At 45.9% G+C, this 18,054-nt stretch carries 8 protein-coding genes; 3 read left to right on the forward strand and 5 right to left on the reverse strand.

Annotated features, from left to right (window positions below):
- Positions 1–19 precede the first annotated feature (19 nt).
- Positions 20–5,146, reverse strand: a complete 5,127-nt coding sequence (locus NDI33_RS05510; protein ID WP_190677052.1) for a PAS domain S-box protein — start codon at positions 5,144–5,146, stop codon at positions 20–22.
- An 887-nt stretch (positions 5,147–6,033) separates the two neighbouring features.
- Between NDI33_RS05510 and NDI33_RS05515 the strand changes: the two genes are divergently transcribed.
- The gene (locus NDI33_RS05515) at positions 6,034–6,435 is read left to right on the forward strand and encodes a response regulator (protein ID WP_190437667.1); all 402 of its coding nucleotides are present in this window, start codon (positions 6,034–6,036) and stop codon (positions 6,433–6,435) included.
- Between the two features lie 222 nt (positions 6,436–6,657).
- On the opposite strand, the gene NDI33_RS05520 is transcribed toward NDI33_RS05515, so the two are convergent.
- Together NDI33_RS05520 and recN are read right to left on the reverse strand one after the other, a co-directional pair.
- The gene (locus NDI33_RS05520) at positions 6,658–9,276 is read right to left on the reverse strand and encodes an adenylate/guanylate cyclase domain-containing protein (RefSeq protein WP_242033197.1); all 2,619 of its coding nucleotides are present in this window, start codon (positions 9,274–9,276) and stop codon (positions 6,658–6,660) included.
- A 155-nt stretch (positions 9,277–9,431) separates the two neighbouring features.
- Entirely contained in the window at positions 9,432–11,306 is a 1,875-nt protein-coding gene (gene recN / locus NDI33_RS05525; protein ID WP_190677054.1) for a DNA repair protein RecN, read from the reverse strand.
- Positions 11,307–11,585: 279 nt separating this feature from the next.
- On the opposite strand from recN, the gene NDI33_RS05530 reads away from it, so the two are divergent.
- Both NDI33_RS05530 and NDI33_RS05535 read left to right on the forward strand, forming a co-directional pair.
- A complete protein-coding gene (locus NDI33_RS05530) occupies positions 11,586–13,679 on the forward strand; it encodes an AarF/ABC1/UbiB kinase family protein (RefSeq protein WP_190532972.1) in 2,094 nt (697 codons plus the stop codon).
- Between the two features lie 301 nt (positions 13,680–13,980).
- Positions 13,981–14,760: a PRC-barrel domain-containing protein gene (locus NDI33_RS05535; protein WP_190677056.1), complete on the forward strand. Its 780-nt coding sequence runs from the start codon at positions 13,981–13,983 to the stop codon at positions 14,758–14,760.
- A gap of 48 nt (positions 14,761–14,808) precedes the next feature.
- Here the strand turns inward: NDI33_RS05535 and NDI33_RS05540 are convergent, their stop codons facing one another.
- Positions 14,809–16,131: an ATP-binding protein gene (locus NDI33_RS05540; protein WP_190677058.1), complete on the reverse strand. Its 1,323-nt coding sequence runs from the start codon at positions 16,129–16,131 to the stop codon at positions 14,809–14,811.
- Positions 16,132–17,390: 1,259 nt separating this feature from the next.
- The gene (locus NDI33_RS05545) at positions 17,391–18,044 is read right to left on the reverse strand and encodes a hypothetical protein (protein ID WP_190677061.1); all 654 of its coding nucleotides are present in this window, start codon (positions 18,042–18,044) and stop codon (positions 17,391–17,393) included.
- Between the last annotated feature and the right edge of the window lie 10 nt (positions 18,045–18,054).

Genomic DNA, 18,054 nt, shown 5'->3' on the forward strand with positions numbered 1-18,054 from the left:
GCTTAGTCGTGTTGAGTGGTTACAGGCAAGGAATCATAGGAATTTCAATCCAAAACTCTGCTCCCTGTCCTGGTTCTGACACGCACTTGAGCATTCCGCCATGTTTCTCCACCACAATTTGGTAGCTAATGGATAGCCCCAAACCAGTTCCCTTGCCGACTGGCTTGGTGGTAAAGAAGGGGTCAAACAGACGCTTGATAACGTTCTCTGGCATTCCTGGGCCATTGTCTCGAATCCGAATCACAACGACTTGGTTCTTGGTCATTGGTAATGGATCTTCGGTGATTGGCGTCAGCGACGTGTTAGGGCTTCCAGTCTCTTCCTCATTACCCGTTAGACGATTACGGATTTCGGTGGCGATAGTAATTTTCCTTGGTTCGGGTTGGCTGTCGAGGGCATCAATCGCATTGCTGAGAATGTTCATGAACACTTGATTGAGCTGACCGGCGTAGCAATCGACTAAGGGAAGATTGCCGTACTCCTTCAAGACTTGAATCCCGCCGTAAGCGCCATTGGGTTTCAGACGGCTATGGAGAATTAGCAAACTATTGTCGATTCCCTCGTGGATATCGACCGGCTTCATTTCAGCTTCATCCAGACGAGAGAAGTTCCGCAATGACAAGACAATCTGACGGATGCGGTCAGCGCCCATTTGCATGGAAGATAGCATTTTGGGCAAGTCATCAATGATGAACTCTAAATCAATCTCTTCCTCCTGCGCTTGAATTGCGGGAACGGGATTGGTGTAGTGCTGTTGATAGAGGTGTACGAGATCGAGTAGGTCTTGAATGTAGTCGCTGGTGTGGCTGAGGTTGCCGGTGATGAAATTGACTGGGTTGTTGATTTCGTGAGCAATTCCAGCGACCATTTGACCCAAGCTGGACATTTTTTCGGTCTGAATCAGCTGAGATTGAGCTTGTTTGAGATTGTGCAATGCTTGCTCTAGTTGTTGCGTCTGGGTTTGCGCGGCACGGGCGGCGGCACGACTTTGGGCGTAGAGTTCTGCTTGGTCAATGGCGATCGCTAGCTGATCCACGACGCCTTGCAGTAGCTCAATTTCGCTGTCAAGCCAGGGACGAGATCCACTGCTATGACTACAGACAATCGCGCCTAAATGACCGGCGTGGGTTTTCAAAGGTAGCAGCAGCACCGAACGAACGCCCAAATTGCTCAGTAGAGGTGCGATTTGCATTTCTCCATCCTCGGCATTTAGGCTGCGATCGCTTGTCAGATCGTCAACCCGCAACGTCTGAAGTTTGCGGATTTTGTCGCTTAGGGGATCGAGTTTTTCTGGGGGACACTCGGAGAGCAAACTCGGTCTACTCGCGTCTGTTGTCGCTTCGTGAGTTACGGTCAGACTCGCCTGATTGGACTGCGCCCAGCACCACAAATACTGACATTGGTCAACTTGCAACAAACCGCGAATCTCATTGACGGCGGTTCCCAGGATGGTATCTAGGTCGAGGGAATCTCGAATCTGGCTTGCTAAGCGAAACAGCAAGGCTTCCCGACGTGCTGAGAGGGCTTCTTTCGCCCAAGACCGATCGATGGCGATCGCGATCGCGTTGACGACCCACCCTAAGACTTGATGAACGGCTTCGGTAAAGCGTTGGCTGCTGCATACAGCCATGACGCCCACCAGTCGCTCTTCGACAATCAGGGGATAGGTTGCTAAATAGCTTTCGGGAATTCGCAAACAGCTTTCAGCAACAAAATCATCGTACAAGCGGGCTTCCAACCCGCCCCCAGACCGATAATTACTATCCTGAGTCAGGTAGGGTTGACGAGTTTGAGCGACGAAGCCGACGAGGGTACCGTCTAGAACCTGGTGACGCTGAGCCAACAAATCTTGCCAATACAATTCGCTGTCTCGATCAACCCTTGTCGTTGCTTGCAATTCCAAGCGATTGAGTTTTTGGTTAAATGTCCAGATACAAGCAAAAGTTGCATCGAGATGCTGCACCATTGCTTCCGTACAGTGATTGAGACTTTCCGATAAAGACCCAGCCGCACCCAAAGCAGTACCGATTTCTGCTTCTAGGGTCGAGAGGCGCGATCGCTCCATCAGTGCTGCTTCTGACTGTTTGCGACCTGTAACATCCCGGAAATAAACCGATAGACCATCTTGATAGGGATAGCCCCGCACTTCAAACCACGACTCCAGCGGCTCGTAGAACACCTCAAAGTGAACCGTTACTTGATTGGCAACTGCCCGCTGGTACTCCTGATAAAAATTAGAAGTGACTGCTTCTGGAAACTCATCCCAAATACACTGATTAATCAACTCATCTTTGCTTCTAAATAAAAGCTGCTCTGCCCGCGAGTTCAAATAGGTGAATCGCCACTCGGTATCTAAAGTAAAGAAAGCATCGGTAATACTTTCCAAAATGCTCCGAGTGCGGTTCTCGCTGTTGACAGCCGCCTCGCGTGCCGCCTGTTCTCTCGCCAAAAGCTGGATGCGCTCCTCCTCTTGCCGCTTGCGCTCGTCGATATCCGTGTTCGTCCCAAACCAACTAACGATCCTGCCTTCGTTATCATGCACGGGTACCGCCCGTCCCAAGTGCCAGCGATAGTTTCCCTCAGCCGCATTCAGCAGGCGAAATTCAACTTCGTAAGGCTCTCCCGTAGAGAGAGAATGACTCCAGCGGGCAATACACCCCGGCACATCCTCCGGATGCAGCACATCTTGCCATCCCCAGCCCACCATTTCCTCAAAGGTGCGTCCGAAATATTCTAGAACGCGCTGGTTCACATAATCGAGTGCGCCATCTGGCTGTGCCGTCCATACCTGTTGCGGAATCACTTCAGCTAAAGCGCGAAAGCGCTGTTCGCTCTGCCGTCGTAATTCTTCTGCCCTTTTGCGCTCAGTGATGTCTTGACGGATTGCTACATATTCAACGGGTTTTCCATCGGAATTTAAGACGGGCACAATGGTGGTATCTACCCAGTAACAAGTTTTGTCTTTGGCTCGATTTCTGATTTCGCCATGCCAGACGCTGCCACTACTGATGGTTGCCCACATCTGCTGAAAAAATTCCTTGGGGTGATAGTCAGAATTGACGATGCGGTGATTTTGTCCGAGCAGTTCCTCTTTGGAGTATTGAGAAATTTCGCAGAATTTATCGTTTACATAGTTAATCTTTCCGGTGGAGTCAGTGACTGCCACGATTGAAGATTGAGCGAGTGCAAACTTGATGTCTGCCACTTCTTTGAGAGATTCAGACAGTGCAAATTCAGCTCGCTGACGCTCTTGTTGTGCATGAGCGTCTTTGATGGTAATCATCAAGTATCCGGCAATATCAGTTAAGGTGGCTAGCTCATGTTCGCTCCATTTGTATGGTTGCGGCGAGTCAAAGCACAGCAAGCCTACTAACTGGTCGGAATACGGAAACGGTACGTCAAGCATAGACTGGGTTTGGACTGCCAGCAGGACATCAGCGAGAGGTGCTAGCCGGAAGTCTTGGGTAACATCGTTACAGATGAATGATTCGCCCATCTGCAAGGCATTGAGATACTCCGGAGCCGCAGTGAGGTCAACCACCGCTCCTGAGAGTTTCGGCATTCCTGGCGGCTCGATGGAGGAAATTACCGTCAAGATACCTTGGTGATTAATCGTTGAGTAAGCTATTCGCAGATAAGGGAAATATTCGCTAATTTGTTTGAGCGTGCGCTCAATTATTTGCTCTATCGACAAACCAGATCGGGTTTTAGTCGAGATGCTGTTAAGCAACTGAAGACGAGTTTTGCTCTTCAGAAGCGCTGTCTCGGCTCGCTTGGAGAGCGTGATGTCTGTCTGAATGCCAACCAAGTAAAGTAAATCGCCATTATCTGAGAACACGGGCGAAATTTTTAATTGGTTCCAGAAAGGTTGACCATCTTTGCGATAGTTTAGCAGCGTGACTTTAACTTCTTTCGCTTGAGCGATCGCATTCCTAATTTTTGCGATCGCTTCTGGATCGGTATCGGCACCTTGCAAAAACCGGCAGTTACGACCAATCGCTTCCTCTGGCTGATACCCAGTAATTCGGGTGAAAGCTGGGTTCGCGTAAACAATCGGGCAATTTGGTTGATGGGGATCGACGATGACAACTCCATCTGAAACTGACTTTACAGCTTGTGCCAGTTTCAGATTTTCTGCGGCGGCTCGACGCAAGGCATCTTCAGTTTGCTGACGTTTGGTAATATCCATAACTGTGCCGATCGTGCGAACCGTTGTTGCCGTTTCGCTGTAAAGAACTTTGCCTTTTCCCGCTAGCCAGCGGATACTGCCATCAGGACAGACAATGCGGAATTCAATCTCGTGGTCTGTTTTACCCTGAATAGAGTCAGCGATCGCCCCGCCGACAAGTTCCCGATCTTCAGGATGAACCCATTTTAGGAAGCATTCCTGAGTTCCGGGCACTGACGGAACTAAACCCAATAGCCCCTCTAAATTATCAGCTCCTGTTGGAGCGATTCCTTCACCTGTCAAAAGATTAAAATCCTCAATGTTAGTGCCAGAAGCTGCTCGCCCCAACTGAAATCGGGTTTCTTTCTCCTGAAGTGCTGCTTCAGTTTGCTGTTGATTGATGATAATTTGTTCGAGGTTTGTTAAGTTTTTTCCCAGTTGTAAGTGAGCGATCGCTTGCCTTCCTAATGTTCCCAGTGCTTGCTGCTGTTCCTTGCTTAAATCTCGCGGCACATCATCGAGGGCAGATAGCACCCCTACCATCACGCCCTCAGACGTGACTAAGGGCACACCCGCATAAAATCGGATTTTTGGATCGAATTTCACCAAGGCATGGCTAGCAAACCGTTTATCAGACAGGGTATCCCGAACGAGCATCAACTCGCATTCGCAGATTTCTGGTTGCAGGATGGCATAAGTGCAGAAAGCAACATAGGCGTCAGTGTCTGGGGTAGAAATGCCCAATTTTGACTGAAGCCAATGTTGTTTGCCATCCATAAAGCTGAGCAAAGCCAGCTTTGTCTGGCAAATATAGGCTGCTAAACGGGTCAGATCGTCGAAAGCAGCTCCAGATATTTGAAGATACGCTAGCTCCGGAGGAGCTGTAACGCTGATGCGATCGGGGATAGAGTTGAGTAGCGGACACCATCCCAGAGCATCGAGCGGGATTGCTCCGTTTCCAGGTATTCTTGCGTTCATGTTAAGCGCCCTTTTCTGCGAATGCTGCACTTTTTAGGAGCTAGCTGTATAAATGTTTACTTTTATTAAAACCGGATGATGAAGGCACTCTTTGAGACTTACTTTCCCTTTGCCTCTATGAGAAGCTTTATTGAAAGTTATATGATGTAGATGTTCCCTTATTTAGTTACTGAACTTAATCTTTGATACTGCATCGCTCAAGTTAGGTTAGTTGATGCCAGCCACAGACTAAAAGAAACAACAGTGTAAAGTTTAGGTAGGCAATACCCTCTTCACCGCAATTGCCAAGCCACCATCCGTCTTTAGGGAAAGCTAGGTTTTTGGCTGCAAGCAGAAATGCGATCGCGCTTCTGCTTGCAGCCTGCTAACGAAGCCTTTCTAGAGCAACTTGGCAGAACCTTCTCTATCTAGGATTCCCGTCGAGGATATATTTCTATCACAGACTGATATTTTTTGATTAACAAACACCCCATCCGCTCTTTTAGTATTTTTATCTTTACAAAACAAATGCAGCTTCAGTTTGTTTTCTTGTTACAATTATTTAACTATATTCCCGTAATTCTTCTATTCACTGAGCAATAATCCTCAAGCTATAGTGCATATAGTAGAATGTTTATTTTAATAAAATTCAATTTTTGTAAAGCATTTTGAGATAGACAAACATTGAACAAACATTTATTAATAAGGAGTCCTAAAAAACTCAACGAAACTAGAAAAGCCTTAAATTAAGAATAGCTGGACAGGATAGATGTATTCTGACAAAGGAAAGCGATGCTCTCTTAGCTACTGGGGCTGACGTTAAAATAATTTGGATTGGGCTTTTTAATCGCCTTTGAACCAAATTCAACGATTGTAGGTTTTTGTATACTAAAAATTGGGTAAAGAAGATGTCTTCAACTTTAAGTGATATACCGACTATCCTAGCAGTGGATGATAGTAGCGTCATGCAGACGCTGATCAAACGTGCCCTAGAAAGAGACTACAGAGTTTTGGTGGCAGATAATGCAGTGGATGCCTTATCGGTGATTTACCACCAGCAGATTTCAATTTTATTACTGGATGTTTCCATGCCAGGGGTAGACGGCTTAGAACTCTGCCGCACAGTCCGGAGTTTACCGCAATTTAGCGAGCTACCCATCATCATGCTGACAGCCCGAGACGGAGTTTTTGATAAAGTACAGGGGCGTCTGGCGGGTGCAACTGAATATTTGACAAAACCCTTTGAGGCTGAGCAACTGCGCCAGATTGTTGGCAGTTTTATTAATTCAAATTGTTCAACTGAAATTTAATTTCCACTCCCTCAAACTAGAAGTGTTAGCGTAGCGAATAATTGTTGGTTAAAATTAGTTACCAACACGATGCCATTGGTTCACATCCCCAACTTCTCTCTCGAAGTCGGGGATCTCGCCTTCAGGAATCATTTAAGACGGAATACAGTTATCCTATTCCTGGGTTATTTTGCTGATAGCTAATCGCAAAAATAAAGGTTTGAGATTAGCCATTAGCCATTCCTACTTTTCCGTCAGCGTGAAAACTCCATCCCAGTTATCAGGAGGCGGTTCTTGGAGAAACAACTGACAGCGTTTTAGGTGCAAAGCAGCCGCTTTGTCGTTTTTGTCAATTTCTTCCAGAATGGTACCAAACTCACCCATTGCGCGAGTAAACTTGCGATTTAGGTAATACTCGCGTCCTTTATGGTAAAGCTCGATCGTCATTTGCTTTTGATCTGAGATTTTCTCTTCCCGCAGTCCCACCAGTTCATAGATATTCACTGGCGTAGTCTTACCTTTGACTCGAATACAATCAAGTTCTCTTGCCCAAATTAGATTCTTGCAAGGCTGATAAGTGCTTTCGCTAATCACAATATCGCAACCATATTGTTTGCTCGCACCTTCTAAGCGAGATCCCAAATTCACTTCGTCACCAATTGCGGTGAACTCCATGCGCTTACTGGAGCCAATATTACCGCTAATTACCGTACCGGAATTAATCCCAATCCCAATCTTAAACGTTGGGAATCCGATGTCTTGGCGACAGGCATTAAATTCTGTCAAACGATGACGCATTTCGACGGCTGTTTGTACCGACATCCAGGCATGATCCGGCAAGGGTAAGGGAGAACCAAAGACTGCCATAATGGCATCGCCAATATATTTATCGAGGGTGCCTTTGTGTGTAAAAACAGCGTCTACCATCGACTCAAAATATTCATTGAGCATCTGCACCACGTCTTCTGCATTCATACTTTCAGTTAAGGTGGTGTAGCTGCGAATATCTGAGAACAAGATGGAAACTTCTTTTTTATCGCCCCCTAGTTTGGCATCACCGCTATTGATTAACTGTTCTGCCAATTCTTGAGTCATATAGCGGTACATCGTACTCTTGAGCCGTTTCTCCTGAGAGATGTCATCCATCACTACCAAGGCACCGTAAACGTTGTTATTGTCGCTGGCATCTGCAATGGAGTTAATTGACAGGTGAACGCTATGTTGTTCTTCTTCTGTAGAGAGCAGAGTTTGATCGGGGTAGTATTGCTGGCGGCTTTTTTCTTCAGCGGCGTCTATCGCAGCTTTAAACCATTTAGAAAAGTCACCTTCTTTGATGCGGATTAGATCGGCAATTTTTCTACCTTCTATATGGTCTTCATTTTTAAATCCTAAGAGTCGCTTGGCGCTTTCATTCGCTGCAATAATCTGACCGGATTTATCAGTAGAGAGAACTCCATTAGAAAGGCTGCGGAGAATATCACGCTGCATTTGTTCTTGCTGTTTGACCGTAGCAAACAATTTGGCATTTTGCAGCGCTACACCGGCTTGAATATTAAATGCTTCCATGAAAGCTTCATCACTTTGATTAAAGCTTGCCTTCCAGCATTCGGGAGGTTCGGGCCAAGTTTCCGGATTATAAGGGGGAAATTCTCCCTGTTTTTTCTTATTTACAAGTTGGGTGACACCAATCAACGCTTTGTCAGCGTTAAAGATTGGCATACATAATAAGCTACAAGTACGATAGCCATTTGCCTGATCGACTTGTTTAGACACTTCAGAATCTGGATCGGCATAGAGGTCAAAGGAGATATTCAGGGGTTTGCCGGATTCAGCAACTTTCCCGACATAACCTTTTCCGACTGGCACTCGCAGTTCTCGCATGGAACCGTCGGAAAGAGGGATTCTTGTCCACAAGTCATGGCGATCGCTATCTAACAGCCACAGGGTGCTACGATCTGCATTCATCAGCTCCTGGGCTTCATGCATCACCCGTTTCAGGGTATCTTCTAAGTCGAGATTGCTTTGGCTTAAGGATCGAGTCGCCTTCATCAAGGCATCAGAAGCCCGCTGTCTCTGCGTTGCCATGTAAAAAGAGCGGGAACTTTCTAGAATCAGGCGAATGGAAGGCGCAAATTCTGCAAAAATTCTTTCATCTTTTGAAGTAAAACCATTAAGATCGATTCTTTCCCCTAACGGCTTTCCTGGCTGATTTGGTAAATTTAATTTATTAATTAATTGAACGACAGCGACTAAATTTCCCTCTTCGTTTACCAGAGGTAAAGTCAACATCGTATAGGTGCGATAGCCATTTTCTTGGTCTTTCTTTTTGGCGAACGCAGAGCGCGGATCTTCGTAAAAATCAAAGGGAATATTAATACTTTTCTTATGGGTTGCCACCTCACCGGCAATGCCTTTATCGGCCGGAATCCGCAACTCTAAAGGTCGCCCCTCTGCGCCTTCAGCAAGAATTGACCAGAGTTGGTTCTTTTCTTCATCCAGTAAATAGATGGTTGTGCGATCTGCGCCGAGTAATTCTCCGGTTTTTAAGGTAATGGCATTCAACATTTCTTGAAGAATGGCATCAAACCCCTGACTATCAGTCAACATCGACAGGGTTTGATTGACTACCTGAAGTTTTTCTTCGACACCTGTGACGACTTCTTTGAAAGTTTCCTTATTCAGTGGGGCAAGAAGTGCCGTAAAACTTCCTTCTTTTGTGGCTAATGCACCACCCGTACCAGTAGGAATATTTGTAGGGGTTTGGGGAATTTGATTTCCTGTTTGATTTTCATCGTGGGGAACAACATCAATCACCCTGTCTGTATCGTTCCAACCATGCATTTTGGTAGATGAAGGTGTCATAGATTTTTTCAGATGCCTGAATTTGAGCGAGGTACGAGGCGGTGGAATTATCCTACAAATTTAACAGCCAAACTTTTTGTGCCTAGTGAGCAAATGCCATACTACTTACTCAACAGTTTACTCTTTGTTTTGGGGTTGGATAGAGGGCAGGTTATTTATTTGTTGTTCTTGGTCTTGCGTCCATTATGTTTGACTGCGGCTTGAGCTAGCAAGGACTCTGCAAAAGCGATCGCATCTTTGGCAGAATGTCCCCCAGCTAGTGTTGCTAATTCTTGGCGGCGCGTCTGGTGATTGTCAAGCACGCTGACTCGGACAACCGTGCGTTCGGAAGCCTGAAGGATGTAAGATGCCGGGTCTTCTTCCCGGAGTCCTTGAATTGCTCTCTCTAAGGGGAGGGTTGGATGAATTGCTTCGGCGTTGGTTGTCGAGACTTCGCTCTTTTTCCCAGCCTTCTTGGAGGGATCTGGCTTCTGGCTTCCTTCAACGACGTGTTTATCGACGCGGAAATGGCGGTCAGCCATTGCGGCGACGAGGGGTTGGTGAGTAACGCAAAGAACTTGGTGTCCCTGAGAAAGTTGGTGGAGTTTCTCTGCGATCGCTTGGGCAACCCGTCCGGACACCCCGACATCGATTTCGTCAAAAATTAGGGTTCCGGCAGCTTCCAGTTGCGAGAAACAAGCTTTCAGCGCCAGCAGGAAGCGGCTCATTTCCCCCCCAGAGGCAGTAGCAGACAGCGGTTGCAGGGGTTCACCTGGGTTGGGACTAAAATAAAAGGCGATCGCGTCGGCACCTGTTGCGGTTGGGGGACAAGGGGTAATTTTGACTTGAAACTGCACCTTTTCCATCGCTAAAGGCTTGAGTTCTGCCACAAGCCTGCTTTCTAGTTCGTTAGCAGCAACGCCGCGCAAAGCGGTCAACTGGTCAGCCGTGGATGTCAAAGTTTCATGACATCGAGAATAGATTTTTTCCAGTTCTTCGAGGGAGTGACCGCTATCGGTGAGGAGAGCGAGTTCAGCTTGAATGCTCTGACTGTAAGCGATCGCTTCCCCTAACGTCGGCCCATACTTGCGGCAAATCTGCTTCAGAGTGCGGATGCGCTCTTCCACTTCCGCCAGTCGCTGAGGATCGGCTTCTAAAGAAGCACCGTAAGCATTAATTTGCTGTCCGGCTTCCACCACTTGCGCCAGAGCCGTACTCACCATATCCAGAACGGGTTGCAGCGTGGCATCATAAGTTACCATATCAATCAGCGTGGCTTCAGCTTGACCTAATAAGTCTGCACCCGCTGACTCCCCCGCATCATTTTGATAAAGAGCTTGATAAACCTGATAACTCAGCTGTTGTAACTCCACCACATGACTTAAGCGCTGGCGTTCTTGTTCGAGCTGTTCTGGCTCATCCGGTTCGCTCAAATTAGCGGCAGTTAATTCTTGGGCTTGATACTGTAGCAAATCGAGCCGTTGCAAGCGTTGCTGCTCGGACTGACGGCGTTTGTCTAGGCGATCTCGTGCTTGTTGGCAGTCGAGATAGGCAGCTTGAACGACTGAGCGTTGCTGTAGCACCGCCTCGCCGCCATAGACATCCAGTAGCTCTCGCTGAAGCGCAGGTGCCACGAGTTGCACGGTTTGACCTTGGGCAGTAATTTCTACTAAGCGATCGCGCAGGCGATCCATTAATTGCCGATTGACCAGAACGCCATTGACGCGAGAGCGGCTGCGGAGGCTTCCTTGCAGACAGGCAATCTCCCGACAACAAACCACGGCTGTATCATCCAGCAGCTCGATCTCTTGTTCGGAGAGCCACTCGGTCACAACTCGGTCAACCTTGAAGGTGGCTTCCACCAAAGCGCGATCGCTACCCGTGCGAATCGACCATTTGCTGACTTTTCCGCCCAAGGCGGCGTCAATCGCATCCAGGATAATCGACTTTCCCGCGCCGGTTTCGCCGGTCAGGACATTCAATCCAGAGCCAAATTCAAGCTCCAGATGGTCAATCAAGGCAAAGTTTTCAATCCGTAGGGACAGGAGCATGGAGCAAAATTCACCTTGAGGGAAGAGGGCAGGCAGTGGCAACCCAATGAACAATGGCAAGTGCGAAGCATTTGATGCTGTGCGAGTTATTTAAAAAAGGTACTGGGCTACCAAACTTAGTTTAGTGTTTAGTTTTAAGTCCCGAAACTTTTTCAGGGTAGCGGGAAATTGACCGAACTGGCATTGTCCCCAGCTAGAGCCGGAATACCTTGTCCTGGCGCTTCCCCTACTTATTGTTACAATACTTAACAGAGTTGCTCTGAGTCGGTTCCCAAGCTTATGAATGTTAAAAGAGTCTCCCCTATGTCACATCGGACAGACGCAAGCGATCGCATTTCTACAACAGGTGTGATGAAACCTGCCCAGACAGCGTCCGCCGCGCCAGGAGAGGCGGTCGTGGTGGAGTATGAGCTGACGCCGACAGCAGAGCAATATCCAGCAGCCGTAGATGCCCAAACCGCCTATATCCAAGCAGAAGAACTGCGCTACGACCCCGTCGCCATTACCGATTACTACCGGAGGCGTCCATTCCAAGTTTGGGGGCGATTGTTCAATATTCTGGTGCCGATACTCCGCTTTGGACTGAGTTTGTGGTGGGACAAGCAAACAGGTAGCGTTCCCAAGAACGAGCGGAAACGGGCAATTCGATTGCGGACAATCATCACGAGACTGGGACCCGCCTATATTAAGGTGGGGCAAGCGCTCTCGACCCGACCAGACTTAGTTCCGACGACGTATTTAGACGAACTAAGTCACCTGCAAGACCAACTCCCACCTTTTCCCAATGAATTAGCTTATCGGTTTATTGAGGAAGAATTAGGCGATCGCCCCGAACAAATTTACGCCGAACTCTCCCCCACCCCGGTAGCCGCTGCCTCCTTGGGACAAGTCTACAAAGGCAAGCTCAAGACTGGCGAAACCGTTGCTGTGAAGGTGCAGCGTCCGGGTTTAAGAGAAAACATTGCCCTAGATATTTACATCCTGCGTACCCTTGCCGGGTGGGCGCAGAGAAATCTCAAACAGGTGCGGAGCGACCTCGTCTCCATCATGGATGAATTTGGCACCCGCATCTATGAAGAGATGGACTATACCCAAGAGGGTCACAACGCCGAGCGCTTTGCCTCTCTATACGGTCACTTACAAGATATTTACATTCCCAAAATTTACTGGGAATACACCCAGCGTCGCGTCCTGACAATGGAGTGGATTAACGGCACCAAATTGACCCAGCCAGAGGCACTCCGCGCTCAGGGAATTGATGCCGTTCATTTAATCGAGGTGGGCGTTCAGTGTTCGTTGCGGCAATTGCTAGAACATGGCTTTTTCCACGCTGACCCCCATCCAGGTAACTTGTTAGCGACGACTGACGGTCAACTTGCTTATCTGGATTTTGGCATGATGAGCGATGTCAAACCTTATCAGCGGTATGGCTTAATTGAAGCCGTGGTTCACATGGTCAACCGGGACTTTGAGGGCTTAGCTCGCGACTACGTGAATCTAGAGTTTTTAACCCCAGACACTGACCTGGCTCCCATCATCCCAGCCCTTTCCAAGGTCTTCAGCAACGCGCTGGGAGCTAGTGTCGCGGAGATGAACTTTAAGAGCATCACCGATGATATGTCGGCGTTGATGTATGAGTATCCCTTCCGCGTTCCAGCCTACTACGCGCTGATTATCCGGTCTCTGGTCACGTTAGAGGGGATTGCGATTAATGTCGATCCCAATTTTAAAGTTCTCAGTAAAGCGTATCCCTACGTTGCCAAGCGCCTCTTGACAGACCCTTCCCCGGAATTGCGGGCATCTCTGCGCGACCTCCTGTTCAAAGACGGCAGTTTCCGCTGGAATCGTCTGGAAAATCTGTTAAAAAATGCCCGTTTCAGTGACGATTATGACCTGACTCAGGTACTGAACCAGACTCTAGATTTTCTGTTCTCAGAGCGGGGTGCATTTATCCGGGAACACCTAACGGATGAAATTGTGAAGGGTATCGATTCGCTGGGACGCCGCACCTTCCAAAATGTCACGTATTCGCTACGCGAACGGGTGGGGATGACGGTGAATGAGGCACCGCCGTCGGCAGAAACGCCCGCCAGTCTGGAGCATATTAAACGGATCTGGGATATTCTCCAGGAAACGAGCGGATTTGACGCGATGCAACTGTTGCCTGTGATTCCCCAATTGCTGATGAAGCCAGAAACTCAGCGCATGGGTCAAAAAATTGCCGGGGGTTTGGTGCAGCGAGTGGCGGCGCGGTTGATTCGGGACGTTTTACTTCAGGATGCGCCCCCAAAAGCCTCCCAGAACGGTCACACGCCACGCACTTATCCCCCGACATCACCACGCTTAGCGTTGCCGCCTGCTGCCGCGAGATAAGGCTGTAGAGACCATAGGGGAAGGCGAAAACTAGCTGGGTTTATTGAAGAGCGATCGCTTTGGTGAGAATAATATCGTTCAATTGAACGCCATCTAAAGTTGGGTGTCGCTGATGCTTCACCCAACTTTTGCTTTATTCGGTTGAATTTCTTGGCTCAACCTCAACTTATCCCGGCAGAGGAACTTGAAGTTTGATTGGGAACATTGCAAGAAAGCTAAGTTTGAGGCGATCGCTTCCCGACTCTTGTTAATCTAAAGCAGCATAGATTGCCAACTGGATTAATCTCTAAGGATTTTGGTCATGAACGCGCAACCACAGATAATTAGACAAAGTGACTTACTCAATCGGCTGGTATTGGATCGCAGTACAGCAGAAGAAGTCGGTCGGGTAGAGCAATTATGGCTAAATACTCAATCTCACCAAGTCGTAGGGTTTAGCTGCAAGTCAGGATTTTTGGGTAGTCTGAAACAGGTGTTTAGGTGGGAGCAAATTACTACGATTGGCACTGATAGTATTATCGTCAACAACACTCCAGAAGTTATTGAACCCGAAACGCCAATTCAAAAAATTTCTTTAATTGGACATGAGGTGTGGACTGATGCTGGCAACAAAGCTGGCAAAATTATCGACTATCTATTCAATCTTAAAACCGGCGCTGTTGTTAATTACTTATTTGTTTCTAGTGGTTGGCGTGGTGTTTTGAATGGTGTTTACTTGCTCCCGGTAGAAGCTATCTCTAGCACGGGTAGTAAACGAGCGCTTGTCGCGGATGCCATTGTCCAAACTCCGCAACAGTACACCCAGGGACTTAATCAAAAAATGAGTCAAGCCGCAGAGTTACTGAGAGAAGACTATAAAAAAACTCAGGATGATTTAGAAGCGCTAAAGCGCAGCGCTCAAAATATTGCTGAGCAAGTCAAAGACACAACTGAAACGGTGACTGGGATTGCTAAAGAAAAGTTTTCTGAGGCGACGCAGCGACAAGACACTTCTCAACCAAATGAGACGATAAAAACAATTGATACGACGGCTCAGTCTTTACCAAACGAGCCTCCAGAGCTACCTGGAAACACTAATTAAGCTAATAGGATAAAAAATCGATGATGAAGCACATCAAATAATCTTTACTTATCGGTTTTGATTCAGGTGATTGAGGGGCAACTTAACAGTAAAAGTCGTGCCGCTGCCAACTTCACTTTCGACAGCGATCGCACCATCGTGTAAATCAACACACTCTTTAACGATTGTCAATCCCAGCCCTGTACCAGAGATTGTGCCGACATTCGTTCCTCGATGGAATCGCTCAAACAAGCGTCGTTGGTCCTCTTTTGGGATTCCTATTCCCTCGTCCTGAATTTGGAAGATTGCCTCACGATCCTGACAGATAAGTTCAAAATGAACTTTGCCACCTCTAGGAGAATATTTAATTGCATTTGAAAGCAAATGGTCAATAATTTGTCGCAGCAGCTTTTTATCCAGGTAGGCGTTAGCACACTGCCCTTGATGAATAAAAGTAATCGCGTGTTGGGAGCCTATGCTAAGTTGCAATTCTTCCACCAACTCGCGGCTAAACTCTACTAAATCTAGCGGTATGGGATTAATCTCTAACTTACCAGCCTCTGTTTTATCCAGAAGGAGGATGTCGTTTAACAACCGAGCCATTTGTTTGCTAGCAGCTCTTATTTTCTGGAAATGCGAGTCTTTTTGTACGTCAGATAATTTGTGTTTGTAGCGTTCCAGTAATTCAGCAGACATAGAGATAATTGTCAGCGGCGTGCGGAATTCATGAGATGCAGCCCTGATGAAGCGAGATTTGAGATTGCTAAGTTCTTTTTCTTGTTCTAGTGCTTTTCGGGTTTGTTCCGCCTGTTTGTGGCGTTCGGTGATGTCACGCACTAGCCAGCGCAAACCGATTAAGTTGCCGGAGCGATCGCGTATCGCAGCCACGTTCAGTGCAGCTGGGAACGACTGACCTTTTGAGGGTTGTACGCGCACTTCCCAGTCGTGCAACTGCGGGAAGTGATTCAATTCGGTCAATATATCCCTAAAGGTTTTGCGATCTTCCTTAGCCACAAAAATCGCCATCGGTTTGCCGATTAGAGAATTTTGGGATCGGTTCAGCAAAGACGCCGCCGTGCGGTTAGCCTCCTGAACGATTCCAGAGGTATTCGTCACGATGTACCCGTCTGGGGCAAACTCAAATAGCTCTTGGTAGCGCTGGCGTTCTGCTTTTACAGTCTCGCAGGCGATCGCCAGTTGTTCGTTGCGTTGCTGCAACTCCTCTGTAGCCACCTGCAACTCTTCCAAAACCGTGGAGAGTTCCTGCAAAGCCTCCATTGTCAGTGTTTCCTGCGGATGCGGAAGGGATGGGGATTCCCTAGTACGCTGCCACAGCTCGTGCAGGCGCTGTTGTGCCGCCTCAATCTGTTGGTTAAAAATTTCCTCTTCCATCACGTACTTGTTCTGTGAGAATTAAGCTTAAGGGTTGATGCGCTTGCAGGAGTTTTCCTAAATTCACGAGCGATCGCTTCCTTCATACTCACAGATTTATGAATTTAGTATAAAAGCAAATCCTCTCACAAAAGATGCAAGCTTAGGAACAGCGCTATTACTTACCACCAGAATAATATTTGTAAATACAGGAAGCGGCAAACTATAAAATTGAATATTACTATCGTAATATCCTGTCATTGCTAAGTCTCTCTACTAATCATAATTGCTTAGTACTTAATTTGAGAATTCTTAAGCATTTTTTTCACAAGAATAAGGCAATGAACTTTTAATTAACAATTTATGCTTACTAATACTCAGAAATTAACTTAACCCTATCTTCGATTATAAGTATTAGAATATGATTCTGTGCAACTATGATTTTAAACTACTCATAACTTTACCGTAATACAATTATCAACTTTTAAATTAATGTTGAGTTTACTTATAAAAATATAGGATTAAAATTAAATTGCAAATTTTATTGGTAGATTAAAATTATTTTTTATCAGTAAAATTAGTTATTTAATATAAAACTTATTTAAAAAGCCACCCAAACTTTCAAGAAATAGTTTTTTCATAAATATAAAAATAAAAAGGCAGTGCTAGCTTTAACTTATTCCAATTCCAATTTCCATCATCTGAGGTTCTACGATAAACTTAACTTCAAGGTTAGTGAGTAAGAGTGCAGTAGCGATCGCGTCTATCCTTACTCTAATTGCAAACTGATACAAAAGCCTAGGAGTGCAGTTAATAAAAGTAACGATGTCATGCGATCGCGCTCATCTCCACCAAAGCAAACGCAAACATCTATACATGAAGGGGAAGCGATCGCACTTTTAATTAAATAATGCAACCGCTCTTCTCCTCAAAAACTACACTCGCAAATAACTACATCCTAAAATTAACTGACAACTATTAGCTCAAACAAATTTCCATTGTTTTATTCACTTAAGTATAACGCTATTGTCATGTACTAATTTGATTTGATAATAGCCATGAAATCCCTTATTTTTTAGGCTATGACTTAGATATTAATACAACCTAATAAAACCAAATTTTCAAATAACTAAACGGCTGGCAAAAAAGTTTCTTTTACACCCAAACTCTAGTATGTATTTAATACAGCATTAACAAAAAAATCTAGGTGACTGGATTAATTTTCTTGTATTTCTAGTTTAGTGTCAATATGGAAGTAAATACTCACAAATTTATATCACTCAATCCTCTAATAAACTTATCCCAAAGTGCTTGCTCACTTTAATACCTAAACAAATAATTAATAAAGAAACTAAAATATTAATTAGAATTTCTCTTGTTGAACCAAAGGGTAAGGATTGTAGATACATAGTACATTTTGATAAGTCATTTCCTACGCATAATGCTAAAGGAAATAAGAGGAATACTCCGTTTACAATTAAGATCCATAAAGATATTTTAAAACTAACTTTTAACCAATATACAGCAACATCCTGTGCAATTTTATTTAAGACTATCACTCGCAAGCGCCTTCCTTTTGCGCTCTTCATGTTTTTTTCATTAAGAAGGTTCCATGTCCGTACACAAAAAGTAATTAGGCGTGGAATTATTAGAATAGCTAATATTATTAATCCTGCTCTACTTGTAGCAAAACCTTGCAATACTTCCCAATAACTAGAATAACATCTTCTGCTAGGCAACAAATAGGTGGGAAATGTTGACCCATTTCTACAAGAAATTACTTCAAAAGTGACCAGGCATAAAACTATTATTGTTACCGTACCAGAAACTATTCCTGTGACAGCAACAGACAAAGAATAAGAAATTCTGGTAAGTATCTTAAAAAAATTCATTGCTTCCAGAATACTTTTCAGTAAAGGGGCGATCGCTCTCAAAATCCAAAAC

Source organism: Trichocoleus sp. DQ-A1 (assembly GCF_039961955.1).
Classification (GTDB): Bacteria; Cyanobacteriota; Cyanobacteriia; order Cyanobacteriales; family FACHB-T130; genus FACHB-T130.